General features: G+C 41.7%; 12 protein-coding genes. 4 read left to right on the forward strand and 8 right to left on the reverse strand.

Translation table 11 applies throughout. The features are described from left to right. Nucleotides 1-107 precede the first annotated feature (107 nt). The 7 genes from ACFSN5_RS09795 to treP all read right to left on the reverse strand — a co-directional run bounded on the left by ACFSN5_RS09795 (nt 108) and on the right by treP (nt 9,642). Nucleotides 108-2,003: a M13 family metallopeptidase gene (locus ACFSN5_RS09795; RefSeq protein ID WP_165212865.1), complete on the reverse strand. Its 1,896-nt coding sequence runs from the start codon at nt 2,001-2,003 to the stop codon at nt 108-110. Between the two features lie 79 nt (nt 2,004-2,082). After that, on the reverse strand, nt 2,083-2,838 hold the full coding sequence (locus tag ACFSN5_RS09800) for a CPBP family intramembrane glutamic endopeptidase (RefSeq protein WP_165212867.1): 756 nt from the start codon (nt 2,836-2,838) through the stop codon (nt 2,083-2,085). A gap of 277 nt (nt 2,839-3,115) precedes the next feature. Beyond that, on the reverse strand, nt 3,116-3,649 hold the full coding sequence (locus tag ACFSN5_RS09805; protein ID WP_165212869.1) for a DUF2812 domain-containing protein: 534 nt from the start codon (nt 3,647-3,649) through the stop codon (nt 3,116-3,118). Nucleotides 3,650-3,659: 10 nt separating this feature from the next. Further along, on the reverse strand, nt 3,660-3,893 hold the full coding sequence (locus ACFSN5_RS09810) for a helix-turn-helix transcriptional regulator (RefSeq protein WP_241154225.1): 234 nt from the start codon (nt 3,891-3,893) through the stop codon (nt 3,660-3,662). Between the two features lie 163 nt (nt 3,894-4,056). Beyond that, nucleotides 4,057-4,896: an aldo/keto reductase gene (locus ACFSN5_RS09815; RefSeq protein ID WP_398600737.1), complete on the reverse strand. Its 840-nt coding sequence runs from the start codon at nt 4,894-4,896 to the stop codon at nt 4,057-4,059. A 368-nt stretch (nt 4,897-5,264) separates the two neighbouring features. Next, complete coding sequence (gene treC / locus ACFSN5_RS09820; RefSeq protein ID WP_165329503.1) at nt 5,265-6,893, reverse strand: alpha,alpha-phosphotrehalase; 1,629 nt, start codon at nt 6,891-6,893, stop codon at nt 5,265-5,267. Nucleotides 6,894-7,674: 781 nt separating this feature from the next. After that, complete coding sequence (treP, locus tag ACFSN5_RS09825) at nt 7,675-9,642, reverse strand: PTS system trehalose-specific EIIBC component (protein WP_165329504.1); 1,968 nt, start codon at nt 9,640-9,642, stop codon at nt 7,675-7,677. A 494-nt stretch (nt 9,643-10,136) separates the two neighbouring features. Here treP and treR point away from each other — a divergent pair, with 494 nt between their 5' ends. The 4 genes from treR to ACFSN5_RS09845 all read left to right on the forward strand — a co-directional run bounded on the left by treR (nt 10,137) and on the right by ACFSN5_RS09845 (nt 12,260). Then, nucleotides 10,137-10,856: a trehalose operon repressor gene (treR, locus tag ACFSN5_RS09830; RefSeq protein WP_165212883.1), complete on the forward strand. Its 720-nt coding sequence runs from the start codon at nt 10,137-10,139 to the stop codon at nt 10,854-10,856. A gap of 420 nt (nt 10,857-11,276) precedes the next feature. Then, on the forward strand, nt 11,277-11,483 hold the full coding sequence (locus tag ACFSN5_RS09835) for a hypothetical protein (protein ID WP_165212885.1): 207 nt from the start codon (nt 11,277-11,279) through the stop codon (nt 11,481-11,483). Then, a complete protein-coding gene (locus ACFSN5_RS09840) occupies nt 11,476-12,045 on the forward strand; it encodes a hypothetical protein (protein ID WP_165212955.1) in 570 nt (189 codons plus the stop codon). Before ACFSN5_RS09835 ends, ACFSN5_RS09840 begins: the two co-directional genes overlap by 8 nt. Before the next feature lie 2 nt (nt 12,046-12,047). After that, entirely contained in the window at nt 12,048-12,260 is a 213-nt protein-coding gene (locus tag ACFSN5_RS09845) for a helix-turn-helix transcriptional regulator (protein WP_165212887.1), read from the forward strand. Nucleotides 12,261-12,554: 294 nt separating this feature from the next. Here ACFSN5_RS09845 and ACFSN5_RS09850 read toward each other — a convergent pair whose 3' ends face one another. Continuing rightward, a complete protein-coding gene (locus ACFSN5_RS09850) occupies nt 12,555-15,191 on the reverse strand; it encodes an FtsX-like permease family protein (protein ID WP_165212957.1) in 2,637 nt (878 codons plus the stop codon).

Raw genomic sequence — 15,191 nt, forward strand, 5'->3', positions numbered from 1 at the left:
GGCACTTCCCGGAGATTATGAAAAAGAAAAGTTTATTTAGGATTAACTACAGTATAATTGAGATCACTTAAAATGGCCTTAATAACTGTTACTGAGTGAGAAAAAATTTACCAAATAAGAATTCGTTCCTCTGGAGCTCGCCACATGCCATCACCTTCTTTGATTTCAAAGGTACTAAAGAAGTCATCAAAGTTAGCCACTTGGACATTAGTACGGAGCTTACCTGGAGCATGAACATCAATGGAAATCAGGAGTTGTAGGTATTCTTCCCTTGCCTTCATCCGCCAGATGGTAGCAAAGTTAATGAAATAATCCTTGGCTGAAAAATCTGTATCCTTTTTAGCTGCTTCTAAAGCACAGGCCAGACCGCCTAAGTCAGCAACATTCTCTGAGACAGTTAACTTTCCATTAATCTTGCCGCCAGCAAAGTCAATACCGTCAAACTGTTTAACCACCTTATCTGTGCGCTTTTGGAAAGCTGCATAATCTTCTTCAGTCCACCAGTTCTTGAGACTGCCGTTTTCGTCAAATGAAGCGCCATTGGTATCAAAAGCGTGGGAAATTTCGTGAGCGATGACAGCTCCGATACCACCGTAATTAGCCGATGAGCTTTGCTCCAGTGAGTAAAATGGCGCTTGCAGGATAGCTGCTGGAAAAACAATTTGATTCTGCTGTGGATCATAGTAAGCATTGACCATGTGGGCAGGCATGTGCCACTCACTGCGGTCTACCGGCTGGTTCCACTTGCTCCAAGCATGGGCAATAGAAATTTGAGCCAGCTTTTGAGCATTTTCTACCAGAGACAAGTTTTCATCAATAACCTTTTTCTCGTAGGTTTCTGGTAATTTTTCAGGGTAGCCAATGTGTGGCGTAATAGCATTGAGCTTGGTGATAGCCTTGTCAATCGTAGCCTTTTGGAGCCAATCATTCTTAGATAAACGCTCTTTGTAAACTTCAATCATGGTTGCAACCTTAGTTTCTACGTCGGATTTGGCTTCAGGAGAGAATTTTTCACCAGCATACCAGAGGCCGATAGCTTGATTATAAGGTGTTTGGGCCAAATAGTAGGCTGCTTTTTTCTTGTCCATGGCTTGCGGAGTCCCTGAAAGGGCACGCCCAAAGGCTCCTGACATCACACGAATCTCATCGGTTAGGTAGGAATTATAAGAAAAGGCTGCAGAGCGAACCAAAACAGCCTTAAGGGCCGGCCAGTTAGCTTGACTGTAATAGTCTTTTGCAAAATTAGTCCAGAAGCGTTCTTCAGGTACAATAACTTTGTCTGGAACTTGGCCTAAGATATCCATAAAGATAGCATCTAGAGGCAATTCAGGAGCTAACTTGGTGAAATCGGTCCAGCTGTAAGGATGGTAAAGCTTAGCATACTCTGAAGATTCCTCGTTAGAGAGAATGTACTTGGCCAATTTAGCATCAAGCTCTAAAATCTTGTCCAGCATGTCAGCAATCTCTTGATTTGAGAAACCAAACTTAGGCAGGAGATCTTCTTGGCATTTGCGCCATAAGGCGAGGAGTTCCTTGCCCTTCTCATTACCTTCTGCGTAGTAGGTGGTATCTGGCAGGATAGTTCTTGGTGCTTCTGCCCAGAGAACATTAGTTCTAGCATCCATAAAATCAGGTGAAACACTGAATGGCAAGAGATTGGGATTGCCCTGCATTTCTAGTTTACCAGCGTCTTTGGCGAATTCCGAAAAAGAATTATAATCCTGATACTCTTCAATCAAAGGCAAAACAGGAGCTACACCTAGAGCCTCGCGTTGATCATAGTCGGCTACTAATTTGTGGAACTTAACAAAGTTAGTTAGAATCTGGTCGCTAGGTAAATTTTTACCCGCTAACCACTCATCTGTGGTCGCCAACATCAAAGCTTCAATCTCATCGGACAGATCAGAAAAACCGCCAGTACGGGGCTTATCATCGGGAATCACAGCCGTCTTTTCCCATTCACCATTGACCGCTTCAAAAAAATCATCTTGTAAACGTACCATAATAATCTCCTTTAATTTATCAATGGCTCTATTGTAACAAAAATGTCCCAAAATTAGGACTTTTGATCATTTGTACCTATTACATCTTCTTTGCAATCAAAAATAGACTATAGCCTGTCAGGAGGAATAAACCCAAAACCAAATAAGGGACTGAAATTTGGTGTGTATCGCCTACAGACAAAAGTCCATAAACACCATTGAAAGTAATAGGAATACGATTAACGGCAGCATAAAATAGGACACAGATGAGGACAGACCCTCCCGCTCGGCGTAAAGCGGCTAGCCACAATGCCATAAAGAGCACACTGACAAAAAATACCAAGAAAGAATTTTGCCCTCTATCCAACCACCACAAGGGCAGATGCCAAATCGTCCAAATCACAGCTACCAAGAATGTTGCTAAGGGAACATGCATGACTTTTTCCAATTCCGGCTGCAAGAAGCCACGCCAACCAGGCTCTTCGTTGCCACCTCCAATTAGGGCAATAATAATGATATTGATCGCCCAATCAATCGGCAACAACCATAACGGGGCATGACCGACAGGGTCACCGCCTGATAACAAAAACGAGCTTAAGATCAATAATCCAATAAAAGGTAACAAAAGTTTCCAAGAAGTTATAGTTCCTGAGAATAGAAAACGTGGAAGGTCCCTCCATGTCAGATTAAGAGCAGATTTGGCTCCTAAAAATGGTCCAAAACTGGCTACAATCATCAGGGGCATAAGCATGTAGCCAGTATCATACCCTAATCGCTTCAGCACAATAGCCAATCCCCAAAATCCCCAAGTCCATATAAAAGTCCAAACTAAGTAAGTTTTAACTCGATATTGCATAAGGTTACCTCCTAGCATTTAAGGCAAACGTTTATTGACACTTGTAAGTCGCATCACTTCCATGTTTATATTTATCTATTCATATATAATTTTTTTATATATAAAATATACTGCTATTGTTTGGAGATGTCAATATAAATATATAAAATATTTATCTATTTGGGAGGTTTACTCCAGCTAACAAATAAAAAGAATAGTTCCTGTCTCGAAACTATTCTTTTTACCTTTAAGAAAAGCTTATCCCTAGAGGTAGGAAGCCTTGCATAAAATAAGTGCTCTACACCTCACCATCTTCAAAGATATCTGGTTGGCTAGATTTTTTGAGGTCATGCTTGAGGCGCTGAATCCTGATGATTTGACTCAAAATGAGAAATGAGGTTAAACCACACAGGATCCAAATAAGTGATCGTGGTGGTAGATTCCATAAAGAGTATATTAGACCCAGAATAAACATCATTAATACTGACAAAATTTCATTTAAAAATCTTCGTTTTGAAGCGCTATCTGAGTAAAGCTTGAAATCAGGATCCGTATGTCGGAAATAACCCCACTTATTAAATTGCTCGACACAATCAGCTCCTGTCTCTTGGACAAGCCCAATGTAGTCTGCCACTTCTTTCTTACTCTTGCGGCCAAAGTAATCCAGACGATAAGTATACTGAGAAGGCTGACAAGGCTCAAAGATATACCTATATGCACCCTTGTGCTTTACAAAAACCCAACCGTGCGCACTCATGTTATTGAGCCAGTCTTCTTCTTTTTGAAAATCACCGGATCCAAAAAATTTCCACTTCGTTATTTTTCTCTTCATCTTTCATCTCCTATTTGTTCAAATACTTATGGCCATTATCGACCAGTTCTTCTAAACGATTGATTTCTGCCTCTAAGGTCTTTTTACCTCGTTCAGTAATCAAATACTCTTTTTTCTTGCGTTCTTTGATTTCTTCGGACACGAGGACGATCCATCCTTTCTTTTGCAGGTTGGTTAGTACCCCATAGAGCGTGCCAGCTGCCAACTTGATGCGACCTTTGGACAACTTTCTGCATGATCCCATAGCCATGCTTTGGCTCAAGTAGGACTACAAGATATAGTAAACTGCTTCTGTTAATGCTTGTGTTCTCATATTTCCTCCTTATATCGTTATACGATATATTTGGAAAATAAAAAAGTGCTCTGATTAATTCAGAACACTTTTCGTATATGATTTTCTAGCCTCATTAGAAGTTTACTTCATCTGGTTTTGGTGCTTCTCCTGCTTGGCCTTCGAGGGCATCGATAACTGCCATATCATCAGCTGTTAATTCAAAGTCGAAGACTTGGAAATTTTCGACGATACGATCTTCATGGACTGATTTTGGCAATGGTAAGAATCCTTTTTGCAGGCTCCAGCGAAGAACGACTTGGGCAACCGTTTTATTATATTTAGCTGCTAGTTCTTTGAGGGAGTCAATGCTAAAGATTTTACCAGTTCCAAGTGGGCTGTATGCTTCACTGAGAATGTCATGGGCATTATTGTAAGCCACCAACTCTTTTTGTTGGACACTTGGGCTGAGGTAGATTTGGTTGATGACAGGCTTGATTTTAGCTGTTTCAAGCAGAGCATCCAAGTGGTGCTGTAAGAAGTTAGAAACACCAATAGACTTGATTTTACCAGCTTCTACAGCTTCCTCCATGGCACGCCATGCGCCAGCATTAGCTTCTTTCCAGTTATCACGGAAGGCTTTTGGATTTGGCCAGTGGATCAGGTAAAGATCCAAATAATCGCAGTCTAGCTTAGCGATAGACTCATCGATTGCAGCCTTGGCAGCTTCGTATGAGTGGTTGCTATTCCACAATTTAGTTGTAATGAAAAGCTCTTCACGAGGCACTCCAGCAGCTTTGATACCACGGCCAACTGACTCCTCATTGCCATAAATAGCAGCTGTATCGATGTGACGGTAACCAGCCTCAATAGCAGCTTTCACAGAACTTTCAGCTACATCACCATCCGGTGTCTGCCAGGTTCCAAAACCAATAGCAGGAATTTTTTGACCATTGGCAAGTGTGTAATCAAACATATACATTTCCTTTCTCAACATTAAGATTGCAAGTCTTCAAAAGACTCTAACGACGATAGTAGTGTATCACTTGGAGTTAACTCTAAGTCAAGCATAAGCTATGGGAAGGTTTGTATTGCGAAAAGGTTTTATCAGAAAAATTAGGAGAAACACAAGAATCAATTTCCTATAAGAATAGGTGTCATCACAGTTTCTGTACAATTAATTAGATTTTATATCCAGTTAAAACTGAGATAAATGGTCACGATAGCTGTCTGTCCTACTCTCACTTATGACTTTAATTCTGTCTCATTCTGATAGGAGTGACGTAAATTGACCACCTGTTAAACGGGTGGCCATGGTTACTTTTATTCTTTTTCCTATTTACCTTAGCCTTTGGCTAAAATAGCCAGAGTCTGATAAGGCTTAAGAGTGATAGTCTTTCCTAATCCATCACTTTCATAATTGCTGAGAAGGACCTGACCGTTTTGATATGCACTAGCCAAATCTACTGTCAGCACTTCGCCATAGAAGTTATTGAGAACAAGGAGACGCTCTCCATTAAGCTCACGTTCAAAAGCGTAAATCTGCCGACTGTCTCTATAGGCTGGTCTGTAACTGCCTTCAGCAATCAGCGGCATTTCTTTACGTAGACGGATCAATTCCTTGTAAAATGGATAAATCTTACCAGAAATCTCCTTCTCTACATTAATATCTTGATAAGATTTGCCAATCTTAAGCCATGGGGTTCCAGTTGTAAAACCAGCATTGGCTGAATCATCCCACTGCATAGGGGTACGGGAGTTATCACGTGATTTGGCCTTGATAATATCCAAAGCTTCTTCTGCCGTCTTGCCCTGTTCCAGCATCATTTGATAGGCATTGATACTCTCAACATCCACATAGTCATCCATGCTGTCAAAATCGGGATCAAGCATACCAATTTCTTCTCCCATATAGATATAAGGGGTGCCGCGAGAAAGGTGAATGCTGGCTGCTAGCATGGTGGCACCTTCGTTGCGGAAGTTCTTAATATCAATAAAACGGTTGAGGGCACGCGGCTGATCGTGATTATTCCAGAAAAGAGCACTCCAACCATTGGCTTTACTCATTTTTTCGCCCCAAGTATGAAAGAGGTCTTTGAGAGTTTCAAAGTCAAAGGGTATAAGGCTCCATTTTTGACCATCTTTATAATCAACTTTGAGGTGATGAAAATTGAAAGTCATAGACAATTCATGACGGTCTTCGGCTGAATAAAGCAGACAATTTTCAATAGTGGTAGAGCTCATTTCACCCACAGTCATGCTATCATCATCTTGACCAAAGCTGGCTTGATTGAGCATTTTTAAATAGTCATGAACGATGGGTTTATCTGTATAGGCCGGTTTGCCATCATCGACTGGGCAGTCAATCAGGATCTCATCTTTACCGATTAAGTTGATAACATCGAATCGAAAACCTTTGACCCCTTTGCCTCGCCAGAAGTTAACAACCTTGAAGAGCTCTTCACGTACATTGGGATTACGCCAGTTAAGGTCAGCCTGAGTTTTATCAAAAAGATGGAGATAGTATTGACCAGTATTACCAAAAGGCGACCAAGCTGAACCGCCAAATTTAGACTGCCAATCAGTGGGGGTGTCTCTTAGGATAAAAAAGTCTTGATAGTAGGGATCGCCAGCCAAGGCCTTCTGGAACCATTCATGTTCAGTAGAACAGTGGTTAAAAACCATGTCCAACATGAAGTCTATATTGTAAGTCTTAGCAGTGGCTACCATTTCTTCAAAGTCGTCCATGGTTCCAAAATCAGGATTAATAGCGGTATAATCGGAAATATCATAACCATTATCACGCTGAGGACTTGGATAGAAAGGATTAAGCCAAATCATATCAATACCTAGATCGGCTAGGTAAGGTAATTTTTCAATAATTCCTCGTAAATCTCCTACACCGTTACCTGTAGTGTCTTTGTAAGATTTTGGATAAATCTGATAGACGACTTTTCTTTTATCAAATGTCATATATTCCCCTTTTTACATAGTTAGAGAGGTTGAAACAAAAGTCTCAGCCCCTCTATGTTTACAATAACTTTTTAGTCTATTATATTACATTTTCAATGTAATTCTAATAAAACGCACCTACTGAGATAGCCGTTTGAACTTAGACAGTAAATCTCTACTTGTCTGTCAGGAATTTTCGCTAAAGCCAATTATCTCTTTGCGACACAACATTTGGCTTAGGTGATTTTACTAACCAAACGAAATTAACAGAAGAAGTAGACAGATCGCTCTGGTGCCTGTTATCAGTACTGAGTCCTTAAATAGCAAGCTTCTGCGTATCTGCTTTAACTGAACACGGGCTAAAAGCTCAGGATTTAGATAAGCTTCCTTGTGTGTCAGCACACGGCGTCACCTTTCTAAAATCTTCATCACTTTTTACGCCCTTGCGACACGAAGTTTGGTTAGTCGATTTTACTAACCAAACGAAATTAGTAGGAGAGGTCGCCAATTCACCATAGTGATTGGCGTTTGTTATCAAGTGCAAAGCACTTAGATAACAAGCCTCTGCTGTATCTTAATTAACTGAATACACCTACGACTCTGTGAAATTAGACTCGCTCTTCTAGAATCTTTAGAGATTTTTCGTTAAGCTCCCTAAATTCCTTTGGAGTGCTTAATGGCTTTGTATCTTATTAATTGAACACGCCTACACTCCAGTGGAATTAGATAAATGTTGCTTGATTCTTAATGAATCGTCACTCCATTTCCTAAATTCCTTTGGAGTGCTTAACGACTTTGTATCTTATAGTTTACTTGCTGTTAGGATATCATCACCACGTTTGACATCATGTGGTAAGCTGCCTAGAGCATCTGTTTGGAAGTCATTTTGATTAGTCACAATAACCGGTGTTGAAACAGGGTAGCCAGCGGCTTTGATGGTTTCAATATCAAAGCTGATGAGTTTATCGCCTGCTTTGACTTGGTCTCCTTGGTTAACATGAGCCGTGAAACCTTCTCCATCTAAGTTAACTGTATCCATACCAATATGTATAAGCATTTCCAAACCTTGATCAGTCACTAGACCCACCGCATGTTTGGTTGGAAATAGCACAGAAATAGTAGCATCCACAGGAGCAACTAGTTCCCCCTCACTTGGTTCAATCACGACTCCTTGTCCCATTACCCCTTGGGCGAAGACTGGGTCAGGTGCCTGACTTAGCACATCTACTGTCCCTTGAAGCGGACTGTGAACTGTAATCAAGGTACCGCTTTCAACTTCTGTTGTTTTCTTAGCTTCTGCAACGGCATCAACTTGAGGAGCCTTAACAGTTGCATCTTCTGTCTTGGTAAAGAAACCTGCCTTGCGGAAAAATATGGTTACAGCAAACGGGATAACGATAGCGACAATCATCAGGAAGGCAAAGATGATCATATATTTAGCCTGAATAGACAAAATTCCTGGCAAACCACCGATACCGATGGCATTAGCCGTAACATTGAAAGTCGTACAGAGAAGACCAACGATAGAAGAGCCAATCATTCCGGCGATAAATGGATAGATGTATTTCAAATTGACCCCAAAGAGAGCTGGTTCAGTGACCCCCAGATAAGCTGAGATAGCAGCAGGTAGAGAGATTTGTGCTTCACGTTCATTATGGCGATTCATCCAATAATAAGAAAGAACAGCTGAACCTTGGGCAATATTAGAGAGGGCAATCATCGGCCAGAGACCTGTACCTCCGCTATCTGCCACCAATTGGGTATCAATGGCATTGGTCATGTGATGAAGACCTGTGATAACAAGCGGTGCATAGAGGGCACCGAAGAGAGCACCAAAGAGCCATTTAACAGGACCCGTTAAACCAGCCAGAACGACGAAAGAAATTCCCTTACCGATAGTCCAACCGATTGGCCCCAAAACTGTATGAGCCAAAATCAAGGCTGGCATTAAGGATAAGAATGGTACAAAAATCATAGAGACAACTTCTGGAATATGTTTGCGCCAGAAGCGTTCCAGATAAGCTAGGGATAAACCAGCTAAGAGGGCAGGTAAAACCTGAGCTTGATACCCGACTTTTTCAACGGTAAAGAAACCGAAATCCCAAGTCCATTTAGAAGCAATCTCAGCCGCTGAAGTTGAAGCAAAATCATAGGCATTAAGCAATTGGTTAGGCGAAATCAAACAGATCCCCAAGACAATTCCCAATATTTGGCTGGTCCCCATCTTGCGGCTGACCGACCAAGTAATTCCTACTGGCAGGTATTGGAAGATAGCTTCACCCGGCAGCCAGAGGAAATCATTAATCCCATGCCAGAAGGTAGAAACCTCTACAATGGTCTTGCCATCAAGAGCTGACCACTGAACCCCCTCCAAGATATTGCGGAAGCCGAGAATCAGACCACCAACGATGATGGCAGGTAAAATCGGCGTAAAGATTTCTGCCAGCATGGATAATGATCGCTGCAGCCAATTTTGATTTTTCTGAGCTGCTGTTTTAGCCGCTTCCTTAGAAACACCTTCAATTCCTGAAACAGCCGTAAAATCATTGTAGAAAATCGGTACATCATTACCGATGATGGCTTGAAATTGTCCAGCGTTGGTAAAGGTTCCTTTGACAGCTGGAATGGATTCTAAGCGTTCAATATCCGCCTTACTTTCATCATTTAAGACGAAACGCATACGAGTTGCGCAGTGGGTAACTGCGGCAACATTTTCTTTGCCCCCGATTGCTTCCAGCATTTCGCGGGCATCTTGTTCAAATTTTCCCATGTTGACTCCTTTTATGATAAAGATTGTTTACATACAAATTGAGGATTGTAACAGTAGGGTTATAAGCTATCGAAATCGTCAATAAAGCTATTGCAAGACGAATCCTTATGACCTCTCAGCATGCAGTCAATAGACTACCATGATTAATATCATTTCAACTTCTAACCAACTATTGCTCGCTTGCCAAGCTGACAGCCAAGATAACAACATCAGCGATTGAGTAGTAGTGATTGTTATGCTTGCCCCTTTTTTCTGTTTGCGCTTTCATTTTATCCTATCAGGCTATGCTCATGCAACTTGTCTGGAAAATTTCTTTGATTTTTTAACCTTTTTTCCTAACTTGTATGGTAAACTAAAAACAAGCCGAGTTAATTAGATATACTGTTCTTCTGTGAGAAAAGATTCACTGTCCTAGAATCTTACCAATTTTTCGTCAGGTTTCTTATTTTTCTTGGGAATGTTTAACGGTTTTATATCTTATAGGAGAATTATTGATGAAAAAATATCAAGAAGTTTTTCAAGATTTGGAGAGTAAAATTGCAGAAGGGCTCTATCCCCCTGAGACCGCATTGCCTAGTGAAAATACCCTAACGAAGACCTATCAAGTCAGCCGCGATACGATCCGGAAAGCTTTAAAATTGCTAGAAAAGGCGGGGCTGGTCCAAAAATCTCAAGGAAGACAGACGCTGGTGCTGCGCCATCAACACTTTAATTTTCCGGTGTCTCATTTAACCAGTTACCAGGAGCTAGTCAATACTTTAGGAATGGACTCTCAGACTAAAGTTCTAGCCTTAGATCGACTGATTGTCGATCAAAAATTACAGGAGCTCACAGGTTTTCCCGCCAGCAAACAGGTTTGGCGTATCATACGGCAACGCCTTGTCAATGGCACAGCTTCGGTGGTTGATATTGACTACCTACTGATTGATTGCGTTAAGCAGATGACCAAGGAGATTGCCCAGCGCTCGATCTATGATTACTTGGAGAACCAACTACACCTTTCTATTGAGGGGGCTAAAAAAGAAATTACCATCGAGCAGATGACCAATCAGGATAAAATTTGGCTTGATGTGGGCGCCGAACACCATGTTGTATCTGTCAGATCCCGTGTTTATTTGGCTGACGGCCAGCAGTTCCAATTTACGGAAAGCCGACATTTGCTTGAGAAGTTTCACTTCGTAGATTTTGCTAGGCGGAAAAGACAAGAGCCTTAGAGGTGATATGACTAAGGCAACTCCCCACTCTTACTCATAGAATCTTGTAATCTCTAAAGATCGCATATAGTGTTAACTATTTTAGACGAAACAGTTTGATTCAATGGCTGGGAGTCCTCACATTCTCGGCCTTTTTAAACAGTCCACTGGACTGTTAACTATATACAGGAGAGCAAAAAGCAAGCATCATCACTATTTTATAACGATTTATTAATTTCTGTCCCTCTCCCCGTTCTCATACAATAACACCCCCTAAGCCTTCCTTTATAGGATTAGTTTTCTTTTTGTCAAAAAGTTAGAAATAAATCACATTTTATCTTGTCCCCAACCGGAAAATGTGATATATTTATAATGTAAAGAGGTGAGGTATTTCTAACAAATCCTCCATCAAATCAATTATTTAGAAAGCAGGTGGTTATTATGCAAAAAACTGGTAATTATAAATGGCCTGTCCTTATTTCTATGGCCACTACGACGGCTGGCATCGCCTTTGGGGTTTTCGCTAGCCTCGGTTTCAATCGTCCGCTCGCTTATTTTGTCCTCCTTGCCGCAATCATCGGAGATTTATTGGGTCTCTGGGGATTGAGGTATCAGTTAAGAAAAGACAGGGAGGCCAACCATACTTAAAAATAAGAAATGGCTTTACTGGATCTGGCTCCCCCTCTTAATCCTCGTCTATTTTTTGACTCCGGCCAGTCATCCAGTTTGGATTAAGAGGCTTATTTTTACGCTTGTCAGCCTCTTTGAAATTCTAGTATTTGGCCTTATGTCTAAAGTAAGCCCAATCAGCAGGAAAGAGCAGGGGTTCGGTCTGACAGAAAAAATCTATTTGCCCACAATCTTTTTTGCTATGGCTGTCTACACTTTAGGCATTGGGATTTTAACTCCTGACAGCCAACCTGCTTGGATTAAACAGCTTTTTATTGGCGGAATGTTCTTTTTGCTCTTGCTTCTTGGTGGCTATTTCTGCTTAAAAAAAACCATAGAGCGACCCGATGAGCGCTTTTACCAAGATTTAGCCAAGGCAGCGACTTTATGTCTGGTCTTAATGATCGGCTCGCTCCTTGGTCTGACAATCATCACCAGCTGGTTTCCTTTCTCTCTGACACCAGGAGCTCTGCTTATCTATCTTGGCGCTTTGCTCAACCTTTTTGATGTCTGCTTCTGGATTTTTGAAAAGGGTGATTAGGTATGGCTAAAATTATTACTAATTTAAAAGAAATACGCGAAAAAGCGCAAATGACCCAACAGGACCTAGCAGATGCCGTAGGCGTTCGCAGGGAAACCATCCTGCATTTGGAAAATAATCGTTACAATCCCTCACTGGAATTAGCCTTCAAAATCGCAGAAGTTTTCAACTTACAGGTTGAAGATATCTTTCAAAGAAATAAGGACGCCGATTAAAGGGAGCGGAATCAACTTAAAAAATGAAAATTTTGGTTTTCACCACGTCCTAGTTTTAAGGTGGTGACCTGAAACGGTCTCTCCCCAGACCGTTTCACTCCCACTCTCTGTGCAGGGGTAATACTTCTTGGCGTAGCCAACAAATCTTGCTTCCAACCGTTGCGCCAAGAGTCTATTTTAAAATAAGAATGCTGGGCGAGTTTTGCCCAGCATTTTTTATACATTTAATTAGCTTGATTAGTTGGATAACGCGAAAGATAGCTTGATAAACGAGAAACTTTTCTTTTCAAAATTCTAATCTACTGATTTGAGGGCTTCCAGCATATCGACGTTTTTCAAACGATGATAGACGACCCAGCCCAGAACGATTAAGATAAAGGTAATCACTGCCAGAGGCACTAGATAGACATAAGGATCTACCTGAGTAGGATAAACTGTATCTTGGCTCATCATGGCAATAATCACACCATGGAGATAATAACCACCGACCAGACCTAGAATCATGCCAATCACCGATAGCAAGATGGTTTCGCGATAGATATACATCATGACCTCTCGGCTATGAAATCCCAGAACCTTGATGGTTGAGAGCTCCCGAATTCGTTCGGCAACATTAATATTGGTCAGATTATAGAGGATAACAATGGCTAGAGCAATAGATACCACAATAAGAATCGTCATGGAGGCATTGAGACCATTAACGGCTGTCTTCACCATCGTAATCATGGATGAGTTTTGCGTCAGAGAAGTAACACCTGCTAAATTCAACAAATGACTAGATTGCTTAGAAATATCTGACTGGGAGCTATCCTTCAGCTTAATCAGTTCACCATTATGAGTTGCTTTTTTGCCAAAAACGTTTTGGTAGTAACTATCCGACATAAAGATGTAGTGGCCAACATTCATATCTACTAGCCCCGCTACCTTAATAGTGTAAGAATGGCCCTGATCATCTTTTACAGAGAACGTCTCTCCTTTTTTGACACCATAATAAGCTGCTAATTTTTTGGAGATTAAAGCACCTTTATGATCCAGATCAAGCGATTGATCAGTTTTGGGATCACGCAGGCGGATAAAGGATCCAAAATCTTTTTGGTCCGTTGACATGATGGTAATGCTTTTCTTCTCATCTTGACCGCTGATTTTTTCATCTATGGTTTGCGCATGGAGGGATTGATAGTCCCTTACCTGATCAGAATGCAAGTAGTCATCGACTTGCTGACTCTCGGCTCTGCTGGCCTGTTCATTGCGCAGAATCAGCATATCGTAAGGGGTCAGCTGATTAAACTGGCGCTCTACGATTTTTCCTAAGGACGATTGCAACCCCAAACCTGCAAAGAGTAGAGCTACAGAGCCGACAACACCAAAGATGGTCATGACCATGCGCTGTTTGTAGCGGAAGATATTTCTGATCGTAACCTTTTGGGTGAAGCTCAAGCGCCGCCAGATAAAACTGATTCGCTCTAGTAGAATCTTAGAGCCACTGACTGGGGGTTTAGGGCGCAAGAGCTGGGCAGGTTTCTCTCCTAATTCTCGTCTAGCGACCAGAAGAGCTGGCAAAACGGCACTGATAAGGGCTAAGAGCAGGGATAAAACAGTATAAGACCAGTAAAAATAAAAATGCGGCCGGCCCAATGTTGTCAATTTTGCAGGATTCTGAGTCAAGATATAAGGTAACAGATAATGCCCACCCAGAACACCAATAAGGGTTCCCAATAAGCCGGCAACAAGCCCATAGATGACGAATTTCTTAAGCACATCGCCATCGGAGTAGCCCAGAGCCTTTAGAACACCGGCGTTGTTGCGCTCTTCATTGACAAAGCGAGTCATGGTCGTAAAAGTCACTAAGGCAGCCACCAGATAGAGAACAACGGGAAAGATGTCACCGATGTGATCGATATTACGACTGATATCACCATAGGTCCGATAACCGTTACTTCCGGGTAGAGTCGTACGGCTGTAAGAGCTGTAGCTAGGAGTTGGCATTGCTCTGAGGGCGGCCTGAGCGTTTTGGATACTGGCCTGACTTTTAGCCAGCTTGGTCTTGCCTTGACTTATAGCAGCCTCCGCAGCCTGCAATTGCTGACCGCTTAGGTAAACCAACTGCTGCTCTTGCGCTTCCAGTCGATTCTTAGCTTGGTTGATCTGAGATTGGGATTGAGCAAGAGCTGCTTGTTTGTCTTTTTTAATAGCGGCTAATCGCTGTTTCCCGTTATCCTTCAGGATTTCATCTAGAACTTCCTGTTTTTCCTCCAATTTCTTCTTGTAGGTAGCAGAATAAGGATTCAAGGTTTGTAAATCCTGATAGCGTAAGCGGGCTAGATTGTAAACAGCACTTTCAAAGCTATCTGCTGTCGTGACAGCATAAGCAGCTAAATTGCCATCTCCTGCTGTGGAGGTTCCGAGATTTTTTGTCGACCAAATCTCAGAAGAATTAACAAAACCTACAATCTTGTAAGTTGTATGTTTTAGGATGCCTTGTGATTTTTGAGTGAAGTTAATCTTATCGCCTAGCCGATAATCCTTTTTTAGAGACGATGACAGAGCTATCTGATCAGGCTTGTCAGGCAGTTTTCCTGATACTAACTTGTAAGACGATAATGTATCAGTTTTGGAAAAGATCCGCACTGCATCGTCTTTTCCTTTGATGCTGACATCTGACATGTAGCCATATTCGACCTTGGCTCCTTTGATCTTATCTAGCTCTCGTTGGTCCGTCTGACTGAAGCCAGCGCTAGCAATAACTGAGAGATCCATGGTATGGTGGTTCTGCAAATAGTCACTAGCCGTTCGCTCCATATCAGGGGTAGTCACCTTGAGACCAACCAAGGCAAAAGCGCCTAGGAACATCAGAGTCATAATGGAAATAAAACGACCGCTAGAGCCTGTGAACGACTTCCAAATGTCCTTCCAAAATATTTTCTTCATGAT

The organism is Streptococcus tangpeifui (assembly GCF_044503215.1).
Lineage (GTDB): Bacteria > Bacillota > Bacilli > Lactobacillales > Streptococcaceae > Streptococcus > Streptococcus tangpeifui.